Origin of the sequence: Pontibacter qinzhouensis (genome assembly GCF_008017455.1) — a bacterium.
GTDB lineage: Bacteria > Bacteroidota > Bacteroidia > Cytophagales > Hymenobacteraceae > Pontibacter > Pontibacter qinzhouensis.
Genome location: NZ_VRTY01000004.1, coordinates 1 through 23,678 on the forward strand (window position 1 = coordinate 1; position 23,678 = coordinate 23,678).

16 protein-coding genes are annotated in these 23,678 nt (G+C 45.9%); 5 read left to right on the forward strand and 11 right to left on the reverse strand.

Annotation, left to right across the window (positions count from 1 at the left end):
* Positions 1-100: 100 nt before the first annotated feature.
* The 3 genes from FVR03_RS01580 to FVR03_RS01590 are packed head-to-tail and all read left to right on the forward strand — an operon-like array spanning position 101 to position 4,822.
* Positions 101-574, forward strand: coding sequence for a hypothetical protein (locus tag FVR03_RS01580; RefSeq protein WP_187270001.1), 474 nt, complete (start codon positions 101-103; stop codon positions 572-574).
* A gap of 23 nt (positions 575-597) precedes the next feature.
* Positions 598-1,809, forward strand: a complete 1,212-nt coding sequence (locus tag FVR03_RS01585) for a restriction endonuclease subunit S (RefSeq protein WP_147920009.1) — start codon at positions 598-600, stop codon at positions 1,807-1,809.
* Complete coding sequence (locus FVR03_RS01590; protein ID WP_147920010.1) at positions 1,790-4,822, forward strand: type I restriction endonuclease subunit R; 3,033 nt, start codon at positions 1,790-1,792, stop codon at positions 4,820-4,822. The genes FVR03_RS01585 and FVR03_RS01590 overlap by 20 nt, the downstream gene beginning before the upstream one ends.
* Before the next feature lie 294 nt (positions 4,823-5,116).
* Here the strand turns inward: FVR03_RS01590 and purL are convergent, their stop codons facing one another.
* Positions 5,117-8,800 carry a phosphoribosylformylglycinamidine synthase gene (gene purL / locus FVR03_RS01595; protein ID WP_147920011.1) on the reverse strand — a complete coding sequence of 1,228 codons (3,684 nt, stop codon included), beginning with the start codon at positions 8,798-8,800 and terminating at the stop codon, positions 5,117-5,119.
* Positions 8,801-9,127: 327 nt separating this feature from the next.
* Positions 9,128-9,949 carry a LuxR C-terminal-related transcriptional regulator gene (locus tag FVR03_RS01600; protein WP_147920012.1) on the reverse strand — a complete coding sequence of 274 codons (822 nt, stop codon included), beginning with the start codon at positions 9,947-9,949 and terminating at the stop codon, positions 9,128-9,130.
* Positions 9,950-10,391: 442 nt separating this feature from the next.
* Here FVR03_RS01600 and FVR03_RS01605 point away from each other — a divergent pair, with 442 nt between their 5' ends.
* On the forward strand, positions 10,392-11,012 hold the full coding sequence (locus FVR03_RS01605; protein ID WP_147920013.1) for a hypothetical protein: 621 nt from the start codon (positions 10,392-10,394) through the stop codon (positions 11,010-11,012).
* A gap of 179 nt (positions 11,013-11,191) precedes the next feature.
* Here FVR03_RS01605 and FVR03_RS01610 read toward each other — a convergent pair whose 3' ends face one another.
* From FVR03_RS01610 to FVR03_RS01630, 5 genes are all read right to left on the reverse strand, one after another.
* Positions 11,192-11,521 carry a hypothetical protein gene (locus FVR03_RS01610; RefSeq protein WP_147920014.1) on the reverse strand — a complete coding sequence of 110 codons (330 nt, stop codon included), beginning with the start codon at positions 11,519-11,521 and terminating at the stop codon, positions 11,192-11,194.
* Positions 11,522-11,972: 451 nt separating this feature from the next.
* A complete protein-coding gene (locus FVR03_RS01615; RefSeq protein WP_147920015.1) occupies positions 11,973-12,545 on the reverse strand; it encodes a hypothetical protein in 573 nt (190 codons plus the stop codon).
* A gap of 572 nt (positions 12,546-13,117) precedes the next feature.
* The gene (locus FVR03_RS01620) at positions 13,118-14,632 is read right to left on the reverse strand and encodes a SpoVR family protein (protein WP_147920016.1); all 1,515 of its coding nucleotides are present in this window, start codon (positions 14,630-14,632) and stop codon (positions 13,118-13,120) included.
* A 589-nt stretch (positions 14,633-15,221) separates the two neighbouring features.
* A complete protein-coding gene (locus FVR03_RS01625) occupies positions 15,222-16,481 on the reverse strand; it encodes a YeaH/YhbH family protein (RefSeq protein ID WP_147920017.1) in 1,260 nt (419 codons plus the stop codon).
* 82 nt (positions 16,482-16,563) lie between these two features.
* Complete coding sequence (locus tag FVR03_RS01630) at positions 16,564-18,492, reverse strand: PrkA family serine protein kinase (RefSeq protein ID WP_147920018.1); 1,929 nt, start codon at positions 18,490-18,492, stop codon at positions 16,564-16,566.
* An 824-nt stretch (positions 18,493-19,316) separates the two neighbouring features.
* Between FVR03_RS01630 and FVR03_RS01635 the strand changes: the two genes are divergently transcribed.
* Complete coding sequence (locus tag FVR03_RS01635; protein WP_147920019.1) at positions 19,317-20,075, forward strand: VLRF1 family release factor; 759 nt, start codon at positions 19,317-19,319, stop codon at positions 20,073-20,075.
* Positions 20,076-20,208: 133 nt separating this feature from the next.
* Here the strand turns inward: FVR03_RS01635 and FVR03_RS01640 are convergent, their stop codons facing one another.
* From FVR03_RS01640 to FVR03_RS01655, 4 genes are all read right to left on the reverse strand, one after another.
* Positions 20,209-21,450 carry a hypothetical protein gene (locus FVR03_RS01640; RefSeq protein ID WP_147920020.1) on the reverse strand — a complete coding sequence of 414 codons (1,242 nt, stop codon included), beginning with the start codon at positions 21,448-21,450 and terminating at the stop codon, positions 20,209-20,211.
* A gap of 116 nt (positions 21,451-21,566) precedes the next feature.
* Complete coding sequence (locus tag FVR03_RS01645; protein ID WP_147920021.1) at positions 21,567-22,406, reverse strand: hypothetical protein; 840 nt, start codon at positions 22,404-22,406, stop codon at positions 21,567-21,569.
* Positions 22,403-22,582, reverse strand: coding sequence for a hypothetical protein (locus FVR03_RS01650; RefSeq protein ID WP_147920022.1), 180 nt, complete (start codon positions 22,580-22,582; stop codon positions 22,403-22,405). Before FVR03_RS01650 ends, FVR03_RS01645 begins: the two co-directional genes overlap by 4 nt.
* Positions 22,582-23,667, reverse strand: coding sequence for a toxic anion resistance protein (locus FVR03_RS01655; RefSeq protein WP_147920023.1), 1,086 nt, complete (start codon positions 23,665-23,667; stop codon positions 22,582-22,584). Before FVR03_RS01655 ends, FVR03_RS01650 begins: the two co-directional genes overlap by 1 nt.
* Positions 23,668-23,678 lie beyond the last annotated feature (11 nt).

The following is a 23,678-nucleotide window of genomic DNA, read 5'->3' on the forward strand; positions in this document are numbered from 1 at the left end:
AATTACAAAAACCAGGTGATAATAATTCTAACCAGCTGAATATGTTTTAGTTATAGTTGGACACTAATGATGTCGTTTTTTTAATTCTTTATAATATATTATGATGCTAGAGCCTCTTAAGCAATTTATCTGCGACACATGCGGAAGTACTATTGAGAAACCTGAAGATGGTTGGGTAGAATGGTTATGTTATTATGATGAGCAAAAAAGTAAGTTAATTAACAAGAGTTTTCGCATTTGCCACCATGAAACCAGATGCATGAAATTAGCAAATCATCGGCATGTTTCGGACAATCATTTGAACAATATACTAGAAGATAACTCAATGGTTATTCAACTGTATGGTATGCTAGATCCTGGTCCTTTTATTAGTCCCAAGCACTATAAGGGGCCCGAAGTTGAAGACATAAGAGAAGTGGTTGAGTTTCTACGAAGGCTAACACTGCCTTATTATGAGGAAGCAAAACAATATTGGCATGATGCTGATGCAGATGAATATTTCTCGGGGTCTAATGAATTATCCAGTTATTTACCATACACACTGAAGAATATAATAGAAAGGTATGGTAACTAATAATACAGAAACTGATACAGCAAATGACCAACTGGAAAACCTGTAAAATCGGTGAAGTAGTAGAACTTAGCCAAGGTCTTGCAATTAATAGCAAGACAAAACACTTATTAGTGCCAAAAAGTACTTTACCTCTTCTTAAAATAAGAAACCTTATCAATGGTATAGAAGAAGAATACGTTGATGAAGATAAAGTATCAACTAAGTGTATAGCTATACCTGAAGACATTATTTATACAAGAACAGGGCAAGTGGGATTAGTATATACAGGTAAGATAGGTGTAGTTCATAACAATTGCTTTAAGGTTATACCTAATCAGGAGATAGATAGAATGTTCCTGTACTGGTTGCTGAAGCAAACTGAAATTATAGAAATTGCTAACAGTATAGCTTCAGGTTCAGTACAGAAAGACCTGAATCACACTGCTTTCAAAAGTATAGATATTTCATTTCCTGAAGACCTCCCTACCCAACGCCGCATAGCCGAAATTTTATCTGCACTGGATGATAAAATTGAGATGAACCGCCGCATGAACAAAACGCTGGAGCAAATGGCGCAAACGCTCTTCCGGCAGTATTTCGTGGATGGTATTGATAAAGAGAATCTGTCAAAGGGATGGCAAGAAGGGAAATTGAGCGATTTAGTTGATGTGAAAGGCGGCACAACACCTAGCACAAAACAGCGTGAGTTCTGGGATGGAAATATAAACTGGACTTCGCCTAAAGATTTATCATCAGTAAGATTTCCTGTCTTACTCAACACTGAAAAGAAAATTACAGCAGCCGGACTAAAGAAGATAAGCTCCGGTTTATTACCTGTTGGCACTTTGCTTCTTTCATCAAGAGCGCCAATAGGTTATTTGGCCATTACACAAATACCAGTAGCTATCAATCAAGGATACATTGCAATACTTTGCGAGAAAGGTTATTCAAACTATTTCATGCTTTACTGGCTGAAAGAGAACATGAGCACCATCATACAAAACGCAAACGGCTCTACTTTCCTTGAGATCAGCAAATCAGTTTTTAAAAATATAGCTCTAAGTATACCACCTATAGAGCTGGTAAAGGAGTTTGACGCCAAAGTTGATGCGCTTTTCCAAAAGTTAGTGCTTAACGAAAAGGAAATCAGTACACTTACTACTCTCCGCGACACCCTTCTTCCCAAACTCATGTCAGGAGAAATTGATGTCATGCAAACCAAACCAGCAGCGCTTTATGAGCCAGTACTTAGCTGAAGAAGCCATAGAGCAGGCGGCCATTGCCTGGCTGCGCGAGCAGGAGCCCTATACCTACCAACACGGCTCCGAGATAAAGCGCGACCTGAGCAAGGCCGTGCTCGAAGACGTATTCGAGGACTTTCTGCAGCGCCGCTACCCGCAGGTGCCGCAAAAGGTGCTGGCCGAGCTGAAGCAGGAGTTCCTCTACAACTCTGGCGCCGATCTGCACCAGCGCAACCACGCCTTCCACCTCAAGCTCAGCAAAGGCATCAGCAAAAGCTGGAAAGACGATACCGGCCGGCAGCACTTCGGTCACTTCTACCCTATTGATTACGAGGACGTTCACCAGAACGAATTTCTGGTGGTCAACCAGTTCACCATTATCGGCAAAAGCAAGCGCATCCCCGACCTCATTATTTTCGTGAACGGCCTGCCGCTGGTGCTCTTTGAGTTCAAAAACCTATTCAACCAGGACGCTACCGTAGAAGCTGCCTACAACCAGGTGCAGCACTATACCTACCAGATTCCGCAGCTCTTCGAGTACAACGCCCTCACGGTAGTCAGCGATGGCCAGACCACCCTGCACGGCATGTACAGCAGCGGTCTGGAGTGGTTCGCCGCCTGGAAAAGTATAGACGGTCGCGAAGTAGTGAACAACGGTTTTGCGCTGGAAACGCTCATTAAAGGTCTGCTCGTACCGGAGCGCCTGTTAGCTTACGTGCGCCACTACATCTTCCATGAGCTAGACAAGGGCCAGCTGGTAAAGAAAGGCGCCAAGTACCACCAGTTCTTCGGCATACAATACGCCCTGCAGGAAACGCTTAAGTCGGTGCGCCCTTATGGCGACGGCCGCATTGGCGTGGTATGGCACACCACCCGCTCCGGCAAAAGCATTACCATGGCCATTTACACCGGCATCCTGCGCCAGTTGCCCGAACTCAAGAACCCGACCATTGTGGTGCAGGTAGACCGCTTCGACCTCAACCGCCAGCTCTTCGACGATTTTGTGGCCGCCAAAGACCTGGTAGGCGACGTACAGATTGCCAACACCACCGACGAACTGCGTGCCCTCTTGAGCGGCGATGGAGGTGGCGTGGTGTTCAGCACCGTGCAGAAGTTCAACCTGAAAGACAACGCCAGCGGCCGCGAGCTGGAGCACCCCGTGCTGAGCACGCGCGACAACATCATCGTGATTGCCGACGAGTGCCACCGCACGCAGTACGGCCTCGTGCAGGGTTTTGCCAACAATCTGCGCCGCGCCCTGCCGCAGGCAAGTTTCATCGGCTTCACCGGCACGCCCGTCGACAGCAAAGACGCCGACACCGTAGCCGTGTTCGGCGACATCATCCATACCTACGACATCCGCCAGGCCACCGAAGACAAAGCCGTGGTGCCGATCTACTACGAGCCGCGTCTGGCCAAGCTGCACCTGGGCAATGCGCAGCTCGAAGAGGAAGCCGAAGAGATAACGGGCGGTCTGGAAGAAAGCGACAAGAACAAGATACTCTGGACTGCGATGGAAGACGCCGCCGGAGCCAAAGAGCGTGTAGAAGCCATTGCCCGCGACATCCTGCAGCATTATATTTCCCGCGCAGAAAAAGGCGCGAGTATAGAAGGCAAAGCCATGATCGTGTGCATGAGCCGCCGCAACTGCGTGAAGCTTTATGATGCTCTCACCGCACTGGAGGGCTGCCCCGAGGTAGCGATAATTATGACCACCAACATCGCCAAAGACCCGTATACGTGGCATCCGCATGTACGTGGTAAAGAGCAAATGGAGGCCGTGAAAGCCCGTTTCAAAGACCCGAACGATCCGCTCAAACTCGTAATTGTGCGCGACATGTGGCTCACCGGCTTCGACAACCCGGCCATGCATACCTTGTATGTCGACAAAGTGATGAGCGGCCACAACCTCATACAAGCAGTTAACCGCGTCGCCACCGTTTTCCGCGACAAGCCCAACGGCCTGATCGTCGACTACATCGGCATAGGTGACAAATTACGTGAGGCTACGAAGAAGTATACCTCCGCAGGTGGAGAGGGCAAAGTAGCGTTTGATATGGAAGAGGCGTTTGAGCTGGCGAGGGAGACCGTTAACCTGTTGCGAGCGATGTTGCCAGGTGGATGCTCCTACAGCAACTGGCCTGCCATGAACGCGGAGGAGCGAAGAGAACTGGCGCTTACGGTCCTGAATCATATGGTGGCAGACGATGACCGGTCCAATCGGTTTCTTTTGAATGAGAAGAAATTGAGCAGCCTTGTGCCCATCGTCAAGAGTCATGCAACCATACAGGAAATCGCCAACGATTATATTTTTTTTCAGAACATCGGTGTGATTGTTCGGAAAGCCAAAAACCCGGTCAGCAACATCCGTAAAAAGGAAGACCAGGTTAAAAACCTGATTCACCGAAGCATCGGAAGCGATAACGTGATTGATGTTTTTGAAATGGCCGGCATTGAGAGATTTGATATCTCTATTATTACCGATGCTTTTTTGGCGACAGCCAAAGAGAAGAAGTCCGGCAACGAATTAAAGCTGGAACTGATCAGGCAGCTCCTTAACAACGAGATTAAATTACGCTCCAGCAAAAACCTGGTGAAGTATAAAAAGCTGAAAGAATCGCTTGAAAAAATAATTCAGGATTATCATAACAACTTTTTCGATAACCTGGTAGCGCTGGAAAAACTCCGGCAGGAAGTGGCAAAGCCTCTGCAGGAAGAAGACCAACGCCGGAATCAGCTCGGATTAACTGATGAAGAAGAAGCGTTTTACGAAATACTGGCTAATCACCCGAACGCTTTGCAGGACTTTGACCTAATTAAAGACCTGGTGCAGAAGATATTGGCAGAGGTAAAAAGAAGTGCCCAACAACCCGACTGGTATAAAAAAGAAGACACCAAAGCCCAATTGATGCTGGCGGTAAAAAAGGTGCTGCGATTTAAAGTAAAGGCCGAGTTGCAGGAGATTCTGGAAGAAGTAATGGAACAAGCCGAGGCCCGATACAAACAGTATAATGTACATGCCGCGTAGGGACAGGTCGCGACCTGTCCAATCGTTCCCGAAAATCGTTCCCAATCGTTCCCGAAAATCGTTCCCAAACGTTACCGAAAATCATTCCCGAAAAAAATAATCCCCTAATCGTTCCACAAAAATTATTTCCTTTCCTTTCTGCTCCTGATGATGCTTTTGATTTGTTGATCGGGTTGGCTTGGGACAGGTCGCGACCTGTCCGTACGAGGTTTGGGGGCTTGGGCATAAAAAAGGCTCCTGCTTTCGCGGTGTGCGTTTGCAGGAGCCTTTTCTTTGTTTAAATCTCTGAAAGTTCTATTTCCCAACTGTTTCCAGCCACTTTCTTGCATTCACGAAAGCCTCCATCCACGGCGACACTTCATCCTGACGACCTTTCGGGTAATTGGCCCACTGCCATTGCAGCAGCGAACGCTCAATGTGCGGCATCATGACCAGGTGACGGCCAGTTTCGTCGCAAATCATGGCCGTATTATAGTCGGAGCCGTTCGGACACGCCGGGTAGGTTTCGTAGGCATACTTTGCCACGATCTGGTACTTATCTTCTAACATTGGCAGGCTAAAGCGGCCTTCGCCATGCGATACCCAAACACCCAGCGTGCTGCCAGCCAGGCTGGATAGCATAACCGATTTGTTTTCGCGGATGGTTAAAGACGTAAAGATGCTTTCGTGTTTCTGGCTCACGTTGTGCAGCATTTTAGGCTTCTTGTCATGGTCCAAGTTGATCAGGCCCAGCTCTACGAACAGCTGGCAGCCATTACAGATACCTACCGATAAGGTGTCTTCGCGCTTGAAGAAGTTCTCCAGGGCTAGTTTGGCCTTTTCGTTATATAAAAAGGCTCCTGCCCAACCTTTGGCAGAACCAAGTACATCGGAGTTAGAAAAGCCGCCGACAGCACCAATAAACTGAATATCTTCCAGCGTTTCTCTGCCACTGATCAGGTCGGTCATGTGCACGTCTTTTACATCGAAGCCGGCCAGGTACATGGCGTTAGCCATTTCACGTTCCGAATTGCTGCCTTTTTCGCGAATAATGGCTGCCTTTATTTTTGGCTTAGAGCTGTCAATCGCCGGCTTCTTCCCATCAAAATTCTCAGGGAACCGGTAGATCAGTTCGTGCTTCTTGTAGTTGTCGTAACGCTCTTTGGCACTCTTCTCACCACTTTGCCTGATATCGAGCAGATAAGAGGTTTTAAACCAGGTATCCCGAAGTTGTGCCACATCAAAAGTGTAACTCTCTGTTCCGTTTTGCAGCTCAAGTGTAGCTGTTGCAGTACTTACACCTAATTTGTGGAATGGAACCGCGTTCGCCTGCAGCGTAGCTTCTACATCGGCAGTCGCCTGAAATACGACACCAATGTTTTCAGCAAATAGCACTTTTATGCTGTCTGCCTCACCAAGCGAGGTCAGGTCGATGTTTGCACCAAGATTGTTATCGGCAAAACACATTTCGAGCAGCGTGGTAATAAGGCCGCCACTGCCAATATCGTGGCCTGCTGCTATTTTACCTTCTTTAATAAGCTGTTGCAACGTATTAAAGCTGTTCGTAAACAGTTCCGCATCGGTCACATCAGGCGTTTCGTTGCCTATTTTATTTACAATCTGCGCAAAAGAAGAGCCACCAAGTTTATAAGCGTCGTTGGAGAGGTTGATGTAGTAGATATTGCCACCATCTCGTTGCAACACGGGCTCTACCACTTGCCGTACATTACTGCAATTTCCGCCAGCCGATATAATGACCGTTCCGGGTGCTATCACATCCTCGTCTTTATACTTCTGCTTCATAGAAAGCGAGTCTTTACCGGTCGGGATGTTGATGCCCAGCGCAATAGCGAACTCAGAACAGGCTTCTACGGCTTTGTATAAACGGGCGTCTTCTCCAGGGTTTTTGGAGGCCCACATCCAGTTAGCCGAAAGTGAAACGCTTTTTAAACCATCTTTCAAAGGAGCCCAAACAATGTTAGAAAGCGCCTCACCAATGGCATTTCGGCTACCTGCTGCAGGATCAATTAAAGCCGAAACAGGTGCATGACCAACTGAGGTGGCAATACCTTCTTTCCCCTGAAAATCGAGTGCCATTACTCCGCAATTGTTCAGCGGTAACTGCAGCGGACCAGCACATTGCTGTTTAGCCACACGGCCACCCACGCAACGGTCTACTTTGTTTGTAAGCCAGTCTTTGCAGGCTACAGCTTCTAATTGCAGTACCTGCTCCAGGTAGTCATGCAGCTGGCTTTTATCGTAGGTTACCGGCTGGTAGGTTCTGGCAACTGTTTTGTCGGCCATCACTACTTTAGGTGAACTGCCGAACATATCGCTTAACTCCAAATCCATTGGTTTTGCACCACTGGATGCAGACTCAAAGGTAAAGCGATGGTCGCCGGTTACCTCTCCTACTGTGTACATCGGAGCACGCTCACGATCTGCTATTTTTTGCAAGGTGGCAATATCGTTCTCGCCTATCACCAGCCCCATCCGCTCCTGCGACTCGTTACCAATAATTTCTTTAGCCGAAAGCGTCGGGTCGCCAACCGGCAGTTTATCGAGGTCTATTTTACCGCCTGTTTCCTCTACTAATTCCGAAAGGCAGTTTAAGTGGCCCCCTGCACCATGGTCGTGAATAGAAACAATGGCATTGTGCTCGCTTTCTACCATACCACGAATAGCGTTGGCTGCGCGTTTCTGCATTTCGGGGTTGGAGCGCTGAATAGCATTTAATTCTATGCCGGAGCCATGCTGGCCTGTATCGGCAGACGATACGGCTGCACCGCCCATACCGATACGATAGTTTTCACCGCCCAGGATTACAATTTTATCGCCGGTTTGCGGCTGCTGCTTCTGTGCCTGGCTGGCTTTGCCATAGCCAACACCACCGGCCAGCATTATTACTTTGTCGTATCCTAACTTTCTGGGAGCTTCCAGGGCATCTGCTTTTTCGTCGTGTTCAAACGTTAAAACAGAACCTGAGATAAGCGGCTGTCCAAACTTATTGCCAAAATCGGTGGCACCGTTCGAGGCTTTTATCAGGATGTCCATCGGCGTTTGGTAAAGCCACTGTCTTTCCTGTGTTGCTTTTTCCCAGGGGCGGTCTTTCTCCAGCCGCGATAAGGCCGTCATGTACACAGCCGTTCCGGCCAGTGGCAATGCTCCCTGGCCACCTGCCAGCCTGTCTCTTATCTCTCCTCCTGAACCGGTTGCGGCCCCGTTAAATGGCTCAACTGTTGTCGGGAAGTTATGCGTTTCCGCTTTAATGGATATTACCGATTCGAAATCGCTTACCTGGTAGAAATCAGGTTCATCGGCTCGTTTTGGGGCAAACTGTTGCACCACCGGGCCTTTTATAAAAGCTACGTTATCTTTGTAAGCCGAAACAATGTCGTTCGGATGCGTTTCAGAAGTTTTGCGGATTAATTTGAAAAGTGAGCTTGGCTTCTCCTCGCCATCTATTACAAATTTGCCGTTGAAGATCTTGTGGCGGCAGTGCTCGGAGTTCACCTGCGAAAATCCGAACACTTCTGAGTCGGTAAGCGGGCGGCCTAACCTGTCGGCAAGCTGATTTAAGTAAGCCACTTCTTCGTCGCTGAGCGAGAGCCCCTCCTGCTTGTTGTAAGCAGCAATATCAGTTACCGGCACAATCGGCTCCGGCTGTATATGAATGGTGAAAATATCCTGATCGAGGCCCTGGTACTTTTGAGAAAGCATCGGGTCGAAATCATTAAAATCTTCTGCTACTACTTTAAACTCCTCTATCCGGATGATTCCCTGAATGTCCATGTTCTGGGTAATTTCCACGGCGTTGGTACTCCAAGGGGTGATCATGGCAGCACGGGGGCCAACAAAAAAGCCATGGAGCGTGGGTTCCTGTTTGCGAGTGGCATCTCCGAAAAGCCATTCAAGTTTTGAGATATCGGTAGAGGTTAATTCTCGCTCTGTCTGGATGGCGAAAACTGTTTCAGGCTGACTAAAAAAGAAGTGAAGCATGCTTAGTTTTTTTCAAGCCACAAAGTTAGGATTTAAATTTTGAAAATCGGACATATGGGCTTCAGGTATCCGGACATTTCTGTGGGTGCTGCCTCACCGGTAGTATTGTCTTCGGGTTCTGCCTAAGGAAAGGCTTCAGAAACCAGGTTTATCTGCAGACAACTTCTGTAGCCATGGAAATAACCTATGCCCTTGGCAAAATTCTGATCAGAAACCTTCTGGAGGGCATTTTCATTTGAATAATTTAAAATTTGTGAACAAAACCAGCTGGCTGGTTTATGTAAGTTACCAGTTCAAATGATGGTAAAGTAGCGACAAACACCCAAGCTAAACCAGACCCTGCGAAACAGCATACTGCACCAGCCCACCCGTGTTGTGTGTATTTGTTTTCTCCATAATTTTCTGACGGTGAGTATTAACCGTGTGGAAACTGATGAAAAGTTTATCAGCAATTAATTTGCTGCTATACCCTTCCGACATCAGTTTAACAATCTCCAATTCCCGCTTGCTCAGGCTTTTAATCGTGCTGCCCGCCTTGTTGTCTTCCACGGAAGTGAAGTGGTACACGCTAGTGCCAGAAGAGATAAAGGAGGTCGCTACATCGGAATGCTTCTTTAAGTGAGAAATATCAGAATAAACTATAAGCACATGCGTAATATTGCCATGGCTATCTGTTTGCAGCACCGAGTTTTGGGCCAGCACTCGCACCACTTTACCGCAGGGTTTAACAATCCTGAAATCATAGGAAAATTTATACTGCACCTGTTCTGCTAAGGGAACATGTAAAATAAAGTCCCAGATTTTCTTTATGAGCTTCCAGGAGTGCTGCAAATCTTCCGGATGGGCAATGGTGTTACTAAACGACAAACCATGTTGCAGGAATTCATTTTTGGAATACCCAAACAACTCGAATACATTGTCGCTTACAAACTCATACTGCTGTGTGCACAAATTAAGTACTTTAATTACACACGGCGAACTATTCAGCATGGCCAGCAGCAAAGGAGAATCCTGAAAAACATCTCCGTAGTTACCCGGAACTGAGGCACAGTTCCTGTTTCTCCAAACATTCACTAAGGACCTGTACTCTTCAGGTTCTGGCGTGGCATGTAACATAGTTGCGGATAATCCTTCTGCTAGTGCTTGCATGGCTTTTCAGTTATGTCTTCTATAGGAACTGTAGGGTTAGGAAACTTCAAGTTTTAAATTAGCTGTTAATGCACCTGGTAAAAGGAGTTTTTAGTCTCTCCAAAGCAGTACTTATGCCATTCTGCTACTGAATAATTGTCTTTTACTTCAGATAATAAAATATAAATAAAAATACATTTTTTATAACTAAAACAAAAGGAATATTCTTCACCAAAAGTAACATAATACTTTTATTCAAAATAATCTATAAATAATTATTAAATTATTATTACTCAAGCTATTAGGGGTTTAGAAGAGATTTATTTGCATTATAAACGATTCAAAGTAACACGGCAGGTCAAGCTCTAAATCGCAATAGAGAAAGTTATTGTATCCAGCGCACTAATTACCTAATGCTGCGTAAAACATTTTTATTTAAAATGAACAATCAAAACTCCTCTCTATGAAAACAAATTTGTTTAAGATTCCCCGTGGATTTTTTTGGTGTATGCTCCTGCTCCTATTGGGCTGTAACAGGGATGAAGAAGCAACTGAAACGTTTATCCAGAAGGTTGATGGAGAACCTTACAAAGGAACTGCTTCTATACAAGTTAACACTGGTAAAGGACCAGGTAACACAATTGAGGGGACAACGAGTTTCCAGTTGATGGATGTGAAAGGAGATTCGGCTACGATTGCCATTACAACGAAGCTTCCCAACAACAACACTCTCAATTTAAAAATAAAAGGAAAACAAGATGGTCAGGCATGGCAATCGGGCGAGAAGGAACTTACCTTTCATGTTTCTGCGCAAGGCATCATTAGCGGCGAAACAACTACTCCGCAGGAGAAATTTAAATTTGATGGCAGCCTTTCTGAAACAAATTTAGTCTTGAAAACACATATTGTGCAACTTGTACAGGTAGATGAATTTCCGGCGGGAACTGAACTGATGATAATGCACAATGCCCAGCGGGAACTGAAGCAAGGTGGCAATGGGTCGAGTGGCGGCTGTAACTTGGTATTACGTCCTATTTCCACACCTACGGGCCTAGTGATGGGGATGGTGCCCGAATGCGACTAATTGAGTTGTATCTGTTATTAATCTTTCAACCGACAGGGGCGCAGGCTACGGTAGTAAGTTTTTTTTAAGTTCTTCTGATTTTTATAAGTTCAAGACTTATCCGGACAAGTACAGAGGGTTATGAAAGGCCGTTTCACACTAGCGGGCTGAAAGGGTTGAATCTTTCAGCCCGTTTTGCTTTACCACTTTGCCAGCCTATCGTCTGGCAGAGTATTTTTAAAATACTGACCAGCAATTACCGTATTGCTGCTGACGTGCGCCAGGGTCTTGTTGAGCATTTTCCTTGTTTTAGCCTTGGTTACATCCAGGTAAACTCCCTGTAGTTTCTCTTCGTAAATCTGTTGGCCGTGCTGGTTGTAGAACCTGACGATAGAATAGTTTTTCTGGGTGAGGTTGGTTTCTACAACCCAACTTCCTTTACCCGGCTCTGGTGCCTGCGCCTTGGCAGACATGCCTGTTCCAAGCACAATGCTTAGGGCACAGACAGTTTTGGTTATTGCGTTTTTCATAGTTTTTAGGCTTGTACATACTTAAAAGTTTATAAAAATAAACATAACATTTATAACCTTTTCAATTTTTAGACAAAGGCTCCTAAAACCTGTCTATACAGGTAAAGAAAATCGATAAACCTATTTTTTCTGCCTAACAACTGATAGCTGCTATGGCACCATATTCCCGATTGCCAAAGAGGCAAATTAGCGTTGAACAATAAATTATTCAAATGAAAATGCTCTTCCAACGGAATTTTGGAGAATTATTGCCAAGGGTAAAAGTTGTTTACGCGTAGCCACAGTTGCCGCAGTACTTTCTGTTTGTCTTTCTGCGACAAAAAGCTTCTAAAACTACCCGAGTTCTTTTCTTTAGATAAGGAGAGTAACGCTGCTTGTGTTTGTTTCAGGTTTGAGTACCCTTATGTCCAGAACTCAAAGCGACAGCCAATAGGTGGGAGTAACAGAATGATTAGAAGAGTCTGAAAATTTTACCCACTACAAACATGGCAATGGTTAAGCCCAGAAAAACGTTGAACCAGATCCAGGCGGTACTGATTTTTTGCTCTTTCTCCAGTTCCTGAATTAAGAAGCGGTGGGCTAGCTGCTCTTTACTTAGCGTCTGCTGTAATGCTTTGTAGCGCTTGTTGGCTACTTCGAGGGCAGCGGTTCGGGCTTCTGTTGTCTGTTTTAGGGCTGCAATGGTTTCGTTATAAAAAGCTACTTCCGGGCATTTTACTTCAGACTTAACCCGAATAACTTTAGCAGGAACAGGAGCAACTTGTTGAGCCAGAGTATCTTTTGGAGCAGGAACAGGTACATGCACAGTTTCGGTTACACGAACGGTATCCCTGATCACTGTTTCAGTCTCTGTGGCTGGGTACCATGCTTTAAACTTTTCAGCCACCAGTTCCTCATGTTGCTCTTTTAGCCGGTCCTGTGTCTTTTCTGCGCGCTCTCTGTTTTTGGTGGCACGCTCTATCGACCTGTCTACGGAGCAGTTTATAAGCAGCAGAAAGAGAAACAGGTAGTAAAGTGGTTTCATAAAACAGGAAGATGCTAGGCGAAGTCGGCACTGGTTACCCATGAATGAGTGGTTTATTTTCCTGATAGAAGCTGTTCTGATAACGGCTACAGTGGCGTTGCTTGTATCATGTTTTCAAATTACTCATACCTACGTAAACTACCAATTTTCTTTGCATCTAAGGCAACAATCCATAACTTTCACATACTTTGGTTTTGATGCACAAGCGTTTATAAGTCACTTCATAACCTCCTGAGTTTTAAATTTGTGTAAGTGATGGAGCACGCGAACAAAGTAAGTATGTAAACTTTACCCTTGGCAGAATTCAGACGAAAAACCTTTTGAAGGCAGTTTTCATGTAAATAATTTGTAATCTATAGACAAAATGGTAGCCTATCTATAGATTCTACCTTACCAATCGGAATTTGAAATTGCACTGCCTCCTGTTAGAAGACACAAGACACAAGAATATCCATTATCCTGTTAAAACGTAAAAATCAACTGTTGATTTCCGATAAGTTGTGTCTCTACCTACAATATTAGAGCTTGCTAATGATAACGCGGTTCTTCCACACCTCCAGCCTTAGCTATGGCTACTTTATGTCAAATGTACTCTCATTAATGCCCAGCTTATTTTTTGAGTGCAGTTCTACCGGAAAGCCCCATAAGTGGCGGATATGTTTCAGGGTGGTTCTGGCAGTTTCAGCATCTAAGCGCCTATCGTTTTGAATGGTGTGGGTCAGGTACAATTTGCTTGTCTGGTGCAAGTCTACTTTGGTGACTTGTATGTTGGGCACATGCACCGACCTGTCATATTGGTTGCTTAGCTGTTCCCGCACCTTTTTGTAGCCACGCTCGTTGTGTATGGCTCCTATTTCGTAACTCGATTCCAGTTCGTTATCTACAATAGTAAACAGCCGCATGTCGCGCATAACCTTCGGCGACAGGTACTGCAGAATAAAACTGTCGTCGCGGAAGTTCTCCATCACATAATGCACCTGCTCCAGCCAGTCTTTACCGATCAGGTTCGGAAACCATTGCTTGTCTTCGGCGGTTGGCTCCTGGCAGATGCGTTTAATATCCATAAAAATATTGAACCCGAGGGTGTAAGGGTTCAGGCCAGAATAGTACTTGCTGTTGTACTCCGGCTGATACAACACCCCACTGTGGCTTTTAATAAACTCCAGCATAAAGCCATCGCTCACGTAGCCGTCTTCGAACATTTTATTAATTATGTGGTAATGCGTAAACGTGGCAAAGCCTTCGTTCATCACCTTAGTGGCTCCCTGCGGATAAAAATACTGTGCCACCTTCCGCACGATCCTGATAATTTCCCTTTTCCAGACAGGAAGTGCAGGAGCATATTTTTCGATAAAGTACAGGATGTTCTCTTCCGGCTCTTTCGGGAACCGCTGTTCTTCTTTGCTGCCTGGTTCCGGTAAATCAGCGGCTGCAGGTAAGGTTCTCCAGAGTTCGTTGTAATTTTCGCGCTTAATCGAAGTTAGTTTTTTCAGCCGCTCGTTCTCTGCCTTAGCCGATACTTTAGATGGCTTTTTGTATTTGTCTACGGCATGGTTCATGAGCGCATGGCAGGCATCGAGCACCTTTTCTACTTCTTCTTCACCAAATTCTTCTTCGCACTTCAGAATATATTCTCTGGCAAACACCATATAGTCTACAATAGAGTCGGCGGAGGTCCAGTCGAGGAACATGTAGTTGTTGGCGAAAAAGGCATTGTGGCCCTGGCAGGCATGGGCAATTACCAGCAACATCATGCAGGTAGAGTTGTTCTCCATGTTGTAGCTGATGCAGGGGTTCGAATTAATTACCAGCTCATAAGACAAGCCCATTCGCCCTTTGGTGTAGTTATTCTGGTTGAGCACAAAATCCTTCCCGAATTTCCAGTGCGGGTACGAGGTAGGCAAACCTGTAAGGGCGTAAGCATCGAGCATCTGCTCAGAAGTCACGATCTCGATTTGGTTCGGGTATGTTTTCAGCTTCAGGTACTCCCGCCCTATTCTGCCGATCACCTCATCTGCCGCCTCCAGCGTTTCGTAGTCCCAGTTCGGGTTACTGAAAAGCGCTTTGTATTTATCTTTGTCTGTCATATTTTTTTCCGTATCACGTATCAAGATACCCGTATCACGACACACGGTTTAAGTAGCACCACTCCTCTTAGCGATAAGGTCAATTGACAAAATGCAACCTGCTGTTCCAGATTTAAAACCTGCCCGCCAAAAGCTATTATTCTCGCTAAGTGGATTAAGAATTCACATCATTCTTTTGCACCTCCAGCCTAAGTAAATTTTTCAAAAACATGCTGGCTAGACCCTTGGATAATTTTTAATCTAAAACCTTCCGGAGGCTGTTTTCATTAGAATAATTCAGAAGCTGATCCTAAATCCTAATAACTTATCTGGCAAAGCTTCCTTGCATGCAAATATTACACAACCAGGTTGTTACTTAAATAAGATCGGCTGTTTATTCTGTTGATGATTAGCTTGATAAGCTTAATTTCCAGTTTTGAATTTACCTACAGATGGCGACACAACATATCGAAAATCAACAGATGATTTTTTTAATATCAACGGAGAGATTGAAAAAAGTCCTGTGTCCTGCATCTAAAAGCTCTGCAATTTCGAATTCCGGAAAATTATGAAGCCGACTTTAGGCACCAGTGGCCTTGTGCAATATACCTTATGCTTCACTCCTTTTCCGAAAGAGTCCCTGGAAAACCGGCCATATCTCGTAAACTTCGTTGATGTGCCTGATGGAGAACTCATCGTCGTTGCTGATTCTGTTGTAGGCTTGCCAAAGGTCGCTTTCGCGGCTCTTGTTATTAATTTCGATGTAGGCCATGTACTGAATGGCAGGAAGAATGGTCTCGAGTACCAGGTTCTTACACTCCCGGGCATCCTCTTTTGACCACACATCACCATCAGAAGCCTGACAGCAGTAAATGTTCCAGTTATCGTCGTACCGCTCCCGAATAATTTTGTCCATGAGTTTAAGTGAAGGGGCCACTACTGTACCGCCACTTTCCCGCGAGTTAAAAAACTCTTCTTCCTCCACTTCTTTGGCCTCCGTATGGTGCCGTATAAACACCAGTTCCACATTTTTGTAAAGCCTGGTCAGGAAAATATACAGCAAAGTAAAAAATCGTTTGGCAATGTCTTTTTCGTGGTAGCCCATAGAAGCCGAGACATCCATAATACAAAACATGACCGCAGAGGTAACCGGCACCGGCACGCGCTCAAAGTTGTTGTACCGCAGGTCTATATCTTCGAAAAAAGGAATGGTGGCTGCCTGTCGTTTTACCTTCTCCAGTTCCAGCGCCAGTGTGGCACGCTCCTCTGGGTCAGAAACAGCTGCCAGTTGCTCTTCCAGCTTCTTCAGTTTCACATCGAAAACTCCTTTCAAGGCCAGCCGCCTCCCCAGCGATTGCTGAAAACTGCTCTTCACGTTTAACCGCGAAGGCACACTGTCGCGGGTATAGCCGGCGCGTTTCATCTCGAAGGTCTCGGTGCTGTTCATGAGTTTCTTCACCATGTTGGGCAGCGCCAGGTCATCAAAAAAATATTGCAGAAACTCCTCCCGCGACAGCACCACCGTAAACTCATCTTCCGTTACCTCGGGGCTATTAGAGCCTTTGCCACCACCGCTGCCGCCCCCGCCTCCTTTTGGTTTCGGAATGCGGTCGCCCTGGTTATAGCGGTCGTTGCCTGGCTTCACGATCTGCTTTCGGCCCGTTTTGGGGTCGTGCCTGAACATCGGTTCTTCCAGCCCCCGCACAGGCACTTTTACGCTCCCGCCAGTTTTGCTGTCTTTTATGCTCTCCTGGCTCATGATATCAGGAATCGCTTTCTTTATCTGGCTTTCGACCCGCTTCAGAAATTTTTGCCGGTTCCCCGTCGATTTCCCTTTATCATTTTTCCTTCTGTCAACGATATGGCTCATGGTGCTTGAATTGAATTGTTGAAAAAATCTGCCGATCGTACGGATAGGTCGCAGTACGGACAGGTCGCGACCTGTCCCTGCATCAGGCCATTGTTTTCCGAACCCGCATAAACCAATCAACCAAAATCCTGATTTGCTTTTCGGTGTAGCCTCTGTCTTTCATCCTTCTGGTAAAATCCCTGTGCTTCTTCTCGTCTTCTTCGTTGGTTTTTACAGTAAAGGTCACTACAGGCAGCAGATCCTCGGTATTGGTGAAAATCTTCTTCTCAATTACATTCTTAATCTTTTCATAAGAGTCCCAGCGCGGACTTTTGCCACCGTGGTTGGCTTTGTGGCGCAGAAAGAAGTTTGTAACCTCGGCACGAAAATCTTTCGGATTGGCAATACCGGCTGGCTTCTCAATTTTCTCCAGCTCATCGTTTAAAATACTTCTATCGAAGATTTCGCCTGAATCCGGGTCGCGGTAATCGTTGTTCTGCATCCAGTGGTCGGCGTACACCACGTACTTCTCAAAAATGTTTTGCCCATACGAGCTGTACGATTCTATGTAGGCTTTCTGGATCTCATCAGAAATAAACTCGGCGTATTTGCTCACCAATACCGATTTAATCAGGTGCAGGTACTTGGTTTCGGTTTCTGGCGGAAGCATCATTTTAATAACCTCCTGCTCCAGCACATACAGCAGGTGCACGGGGTTAGCCGCAATCTCTTCGCTATCGAAGTTAAACACCTTCGAGAGTATTTTAAAAGCAAACCTGGTGGAGATACCTTGCATACCTTCATTTATACCGGCATCGTCGCGGTACTCTTGAATTGATTTGGCATTCGGATCGGTTTCGCGCAGAGTTTCGCCATTATATACCCGCATTTTAGAATAGATATGCGAGTTCTCCGGCTCCTTTAGCCGCGACATCACCGAAAATTCGGCCAGCAGTTCAATCGTTTTTGGGGCGCAAGGGGCATTTTTTAGCGAACTTTCCCTAATCAGCTTTTCGTAAATTTTTATTTCCTCGCTCACGCGCAGGCAGTAAGGCACCTGCACCTTGTAAATACGGTCCAGAAAGGCTTCATTCTTCTTATCGTTCAGAAACTTAGCCCATTCCGATTCGTTTGAGTGCGCCAGAATAATACCATCAAACGGAATAGCGCCAATCGGTTCTGTACCTTTGTAGTTTTTTTCCTGTGTGGCAGTGAGGAGCGGGTTCAGTACTTTTATAGGCGCTTTAAACATCTCCACAAACTCCAGCAAACCCTGGTTTGCCAGGCAGAGGCCACCGGTGTAGGAATAGGCATCTGGGTCGCTCTGCTGATACTCGGCCAGTTTCCGGATGTCTACTTTACCGACAAGTGTCGAAATATCCTGGTTATTTTCGTCGCCAGGTTCTGTTTTAGAAATGGCGATTTGCTCCTGAATAGAAGGATAAAGCTTTACGACTTTAAACTTGTTTATATCGCCGTCGAACTCGCGCAGCCTTTTAGAAGCCCAGGGGCTCATGCAGCCAGGCACATACCGGCCCGGAATATTATACTCCTCCTCCAGTTCTTCGGTATAATCGGCGAACAGCCCCAGCGGACTTTCAAACACCGGGCTGATCTGATCGCCGGCTTTAAGTGCGTAAATAGGGTGTTGCTGCATCAGGTGCTTCAGCTTTTCTGCCAAAGAACTTTTGCCGCCCCCAACTGGTCCCATCAGGTACAGTATCTGCTTCTTCTCCTCAAGCCCCTGCGCCGAGTGCCTGAAGTAAGACACGATTTGCTCAATGGTACTTTCCATGCCATAAAAATCTTTAAAGGCAGGGTATATCTTAATTCGCTTGTTAGAGAAAATTCTGCTCAGGACCGGGTCCTGCCGGGTATCCAGCACCTCCGGCTCCCCGATGGCATCGAGTATTCGCTCTGCTGGCTTGGCATACACTTTTGGGTCCTTCTTACACTCCTCAAGATAGGCAGCTACTGTCATCTCATTCATGGAGGCACTGTAATTAGTCTTGATCTTTTCTAAAATGTTCATAGGGTGCGTGGTCTTAACATTGTCAGAATTATTTTGTCAGAGAGCAGAAGCGGAATCTCAACCTGGGCCGTGAGTTTGGGCAACTGCTACGGAACGCATATAACAAAGGAAATGAAGCGGACGCCTTGCTGCGGCTCTGCTTCTACAACAGAAAATGGGATACTTTTGTGTACGGCGCCTGTCTTAGAGGATCAATGTCCTGAGGTCCCTGCTTTTCTGTCCGTCGGCGTCTGGTAATTACCTGTATAAGTGGCTGCCTGTAACAGCTCCTATAACGAAGTTATATTGTTTCTCATTGTAAGTGGCGAGTACAAACCTTTTAGAATGGCCCGCCAGCATTTATGCTATGCCATACCAACATCTGCACAAGGGCAACACACTATACCCTATGTTACTGCAAACGCATAAATTAGTTGCTTACCACCCTCAGTATTATAAAGTAGTGCAAAAATTTCTGGGTTAAAATTTTTAAGATAAGCTGCGCGGCTCTTTTAGAACACAATTCAAATATTTTAAATTCAAAATTGATAATATTTATTCTTCTTTTTCTAATGCTAATCTGAATAAGACATATTAGCATCTTCATCACTCATGCTGAAAACCTAAAAAACATTGCCGTTTGATTTCTGAAGTAGAAAAGGATGAACATCTTAGCCTACAACTTCTATGAACTACTATTGTCATTAAAAATTAAGGAGTCGATTTCAGAAAGTTGTATCGCAGTTTATAAGTTACAAAAAATTGTTGAGTTGCTAAACAGGATGTTGTAAAAATTAACACACCTTTTGTTAACTTTCAGAGGCAACTTGGCAGCACCAGAATTTATGAACCGTTTAGTACCCCAGGAAACAGCTTTGCAGGTGCTCCAGAAGCTATTGGCTGAAGGTTACGACCTTCGCTACCAGCCCGACAAGCACCGCACCACCGTACTCGACCCGGCCGGAAACGAACTGCTGCACTTCAGGCTTCCGCTTCTGCTGCCACCGCCTTCTATGCTTGGTCAGGTTACGCGCTGGGATATGCATTACATCATCCTGCTAATTCAGTCGGGCAGCTGTGCTGTTGGTTACTTTGAAAATGGTCAGAACCTCGACCACAAGGTTTTCAGGTCGTATATGGTGCGTAAAAAACAAGGCAAGAGCCAGGTAAAGTATTTAAAAACCAAAGGCAAGTCGAGGGCAGGCTCCAGGGTCCGGCTGGGCGAAACGCAGGAGTTTTTCGAAAATATTAATGAGCGGCTGCAGGAATATTTCGAGGAACACGAGATACACCGCATCGCCATGAGCTGCTCCAAAATCCTGATCCCGTACCTTTTCGATTCCAAAGTAGCTACTCCTTTTAACAAAAAGGACGAACGCCTCCTCAAAATTCCGAAGCACATTCACACGCCTATCTATGAGGTGCTACTGAACACGCATAAATTTCTTCTGAAAGGAGAACTGATCTACGACGTAAGCCAGCAACCACTAATCGACAGCTTATTACCTCCTCCTGAAACTGCTGCCTCAGACACCGACTGGGAATTTGAGGAGGAGGAAGCGGAGTATGAAAATGATGAGGAATTTGAAGACGAGGAAGAATAGTTAGTTTTGAGTGGCAGATAAGTTGATTTTCAACAGCTAGTAGCTAACCTTCAAGCTTAAGACGATTATTTTTCTGCAGCCAGCAATTATTCTAATGAAAACAGCTATCCAAAGCTTTTAAGGCCTTTTTTAGCTAAGGGTTGTGTGGTCTGGTTCTTAAAAAGTGCTTGTACAGAAAATCGAAGAAGAGTAAGCAAAGACAAAGGAGCAAGTATAATTTGAAGAGTTGGTGTGGTGCATGTTTATCAGTGGGTACATAAACATAGCGCGTTACACAAACGCTTAGGAAGAAGCAAAGCAGTAAAAACCCCATATACAACCAATTCCGAAGAAAATGTTTCAGTATACTTAAGCTGTAGCGGTTTCTCCATTCCGCCTTCACTATTTTACCCAGTAGCGGCCATAAAAACAGCAAAGGCAATGCATACAATCTCGATTCTACTGCCAAAGTAGTTGTTAGTACCACCGGCGTGTTTATAAAAAGTGTGATGAAAAAGGCTTTCAGCAAGCGTGTATCTTCCTTCCTCCTGTTATGGTTTTCTAAAAACCAATAGACCAGGTAGAGCTGTAGGCCCAGGGTTAAGAAAAAAGAAACAAATGTATTGACAGCGTGAGGAACACTCTGGAAGTTAAAACTGAAATGCAGCAAACGATCCCAGAAATCTATTTTTGAGCTTGGCCATATCTGCTGCTGCTGTATCAGGAAGTACAGGAAAATGATATAAACAGCTATGGGTGTGAGTAACAAGGCAATTTGCTTCAGCACCAGCACCTGAGGCTTATTTGCGTATTTTAATTTGCTCAGGAACAAATACAGCAAACCAGGCAAAAGAAGTATACTACTCTCGCGCACCATCAAACTCAGGCTGAAACAGACGAAGAAGGACAAGTACTTTTCTTTAAAAAAAGCAATCAGGCTCAGTAGCAGAAAGAAATATTGAGCAGGCTCATCATACGTATAAATTGGTGGGAAAAAGATGAAAAGAATGGTGAAACTACCGAAAAAGAAAAGCATGCTGCCAATTGCCTCAGCACCTGTACAGCCAATACACCTGGCCAGAAAATAAACTAACAAAGCGCAGGCAAACAGCAGCAGAAAATTCACAAAGATGAAGGCTTCTCCCAGGCTTAGTGTTGCATGCTGGTGCACCGATTCAATTAAATAAGTGCTGACTGGCCTTCTGGCGAAAGCAGGATGCGCCTTATGATAAGCAACCGCAGCTGCCAGATGGCTCTCAGAAATTTTATCCTTTGCCAGGTTTATCTCCGGTGTTCTAAAATTAAGAATGCTCGGAAAACTATCGGTTAGGTGCAGGGCAAGGATAAGCAAGGTAGCTGCCAAGGCTATGACTGCTGCCAGAAAATTATTTTTCATAAGTTAACTGAAAATCTGCAGCCAAGGCAATTGGCACCCTTGGGCCTAAACCAGGCAATTTCTTTTGGAAGACCGATTTCATCTGAAAAATTTGATGCGTAAGCTAAACCGTAAGCTCATACACCTCCTCCACTTTCGCGGGCTAGAGTTACCGGAAAAAGGCGGTAGTCTGTTAAATTGAGGGCATAATAGAAACCAACCCACCCGATAACCGGAAAATTGCCGGAGCTGCTGATGCCATCGCGGGCAGGCACTGAGAGCATGGCATTACCTGCATAAGAAAGGCCTTCTTTGCCAATGCCCAGCCTGCTGGCCACATGCTGCAAAAAGTCTGCTTTCTCCTGCTCCGACACATGGTAGCCAATTGTTTTTGTAACCGGTCCTGTAGCAGAGCTCTCACGCGCATACACAATAGAGGCATATTTGTCGAGGCTGATGAGGGGCAGCACCACCAGGGGCAACTCCTCGCTGGCAGCTACGGCACCAGCAGATTTCTCCCGCGCTTTTTTGGCAAGATCGGCAACATATTTTACCGGACCAGCCTGTTTTTGCTTTACCGTTTCGGGCTGCGGCCGCTTGGCGATGGGCTCAGGCGGTTGCTGCTCATGTGCTAGTGGCGCACCTGTTTCGTGCCGCTGGTGCACATCTATAATAATGCTGTAAGTAGATATAAAATGATCGGTGTGCTGCAAATGAAACAGCTCCAGCTCATGCAGCCGTTTTTTAGAAACCAGGTAATTATGAATGCGCTTGGTCTTTTCGTGTATGGCTCTGAACTTAGGCTCCTGTGGTGTGCCTTTGTAGCGGTTCTGGAGGTTCAGCAGCATGGTTAGGCGCGTATTGGAGTCGCGGATGTACTGCGCCGCCTTAACGTCTACCTGCACCGGTTGCCCAACAACCATTCTGCTGCCAGACTCCCCCCTCATACCGAAAAGAGAACGCAACATGTCTATCATTTAGATAATATTTTTTTGAGGTGCAGCGTCTCTATCTCTACCTGCACTTTTTCAGATGCTTTTATTGATTCGAAAAAATGATCGAGGTGCTCCTGGTATAAATCCAGCAGCGCGTCCTGCTCCGCTGTCAGAACGCGCTGCTGCTCGTGGGTTTGCGTTTTGTCTTTACTCCGCATTACTCTGTCTCGATCTGTTTAGACTTGCCAAACGACCCGATAATTTTACTGTTCAGCTCTTCCTGCACGGCGGCCAGCTCTTTTACAGCCTCTGCCCGCTTCTTGCTTCCTTCTTCCGATATTTTCAAGACTGCATCCAGCGTCTCCACCATGTCGCGGTTTACCTTTTTCAGGGTTTCCACATCCACAATGCCTCGCTCATTCTCCTGGGCAGCCACCACCACATTAGTTTTAAGCAGCTGCGAGTTCTTGAGCAGCATTTCGTTGGTGGTGTCAGTTACCTTTTTCTGAATCTCAAGGGCCTTTCGCTGCTTCTCCAGGCCTAGCGCAATGGCTACCTGCTGGCGCCACACCGGAATTACGGTAACAATGGAGTTCTGAATTTTCTGGGCCAGCACATCGTTCGTCGTCTGTATCATCCGGATCTGCGGCATAGATTGCGTAGCAATGGTATGCGAGAGCGTGAAGTCGTGTACCTTTTTCTCCAGCCGCTCCTTAAAGGCAATCATGTCGCTCAGGCGCTGCACAGCCAGCTCGTCCTGGTCGCTGCTTTCTACTTCGGCCTGCAGTTTAGGTATGGTTACCGTTTCAATCTCCTCGATTTTCATTTTACCGGCCGCTATAACCGAACGAATTTCGTAGATGTACTCTACCGCCTGGTTAAACATAACCTCCAGGCTGGTGCTGTCTTTTAAAACGCTTTGCCTTGTCTTCTCCAGCTTCACCACCACATCATCCACATTCTCCGAAATAGAGTTGTACTGGCTGGCTATCCGCTTCGACTTGTCCACGAATTTCTTCATAAACGGTATGCGCGAGAGCATGCCGGGCTTTTCGGCCTCGTCTATCTTCACCATGTTTATCTGGTTCAGCAGCTCGTTTATGGCGGCACCGGCATCGCCAGAGTCTTTCACTTTAACCTTGGTCAGGAGCTCGTTCGAGTAGTAGCCCAGCTTGCGCTGCGTTTCCACACCAAAATTGCTTAGCGACTCAGGTTTTGTCGGATCTATGGTTTTCGCCATTGCCAGGGCCTTCTGCTGTATCAGCTCCTTGTTTTCGGCAATCGATACGGGGGTTTTCTCCATCTTATTTTGTT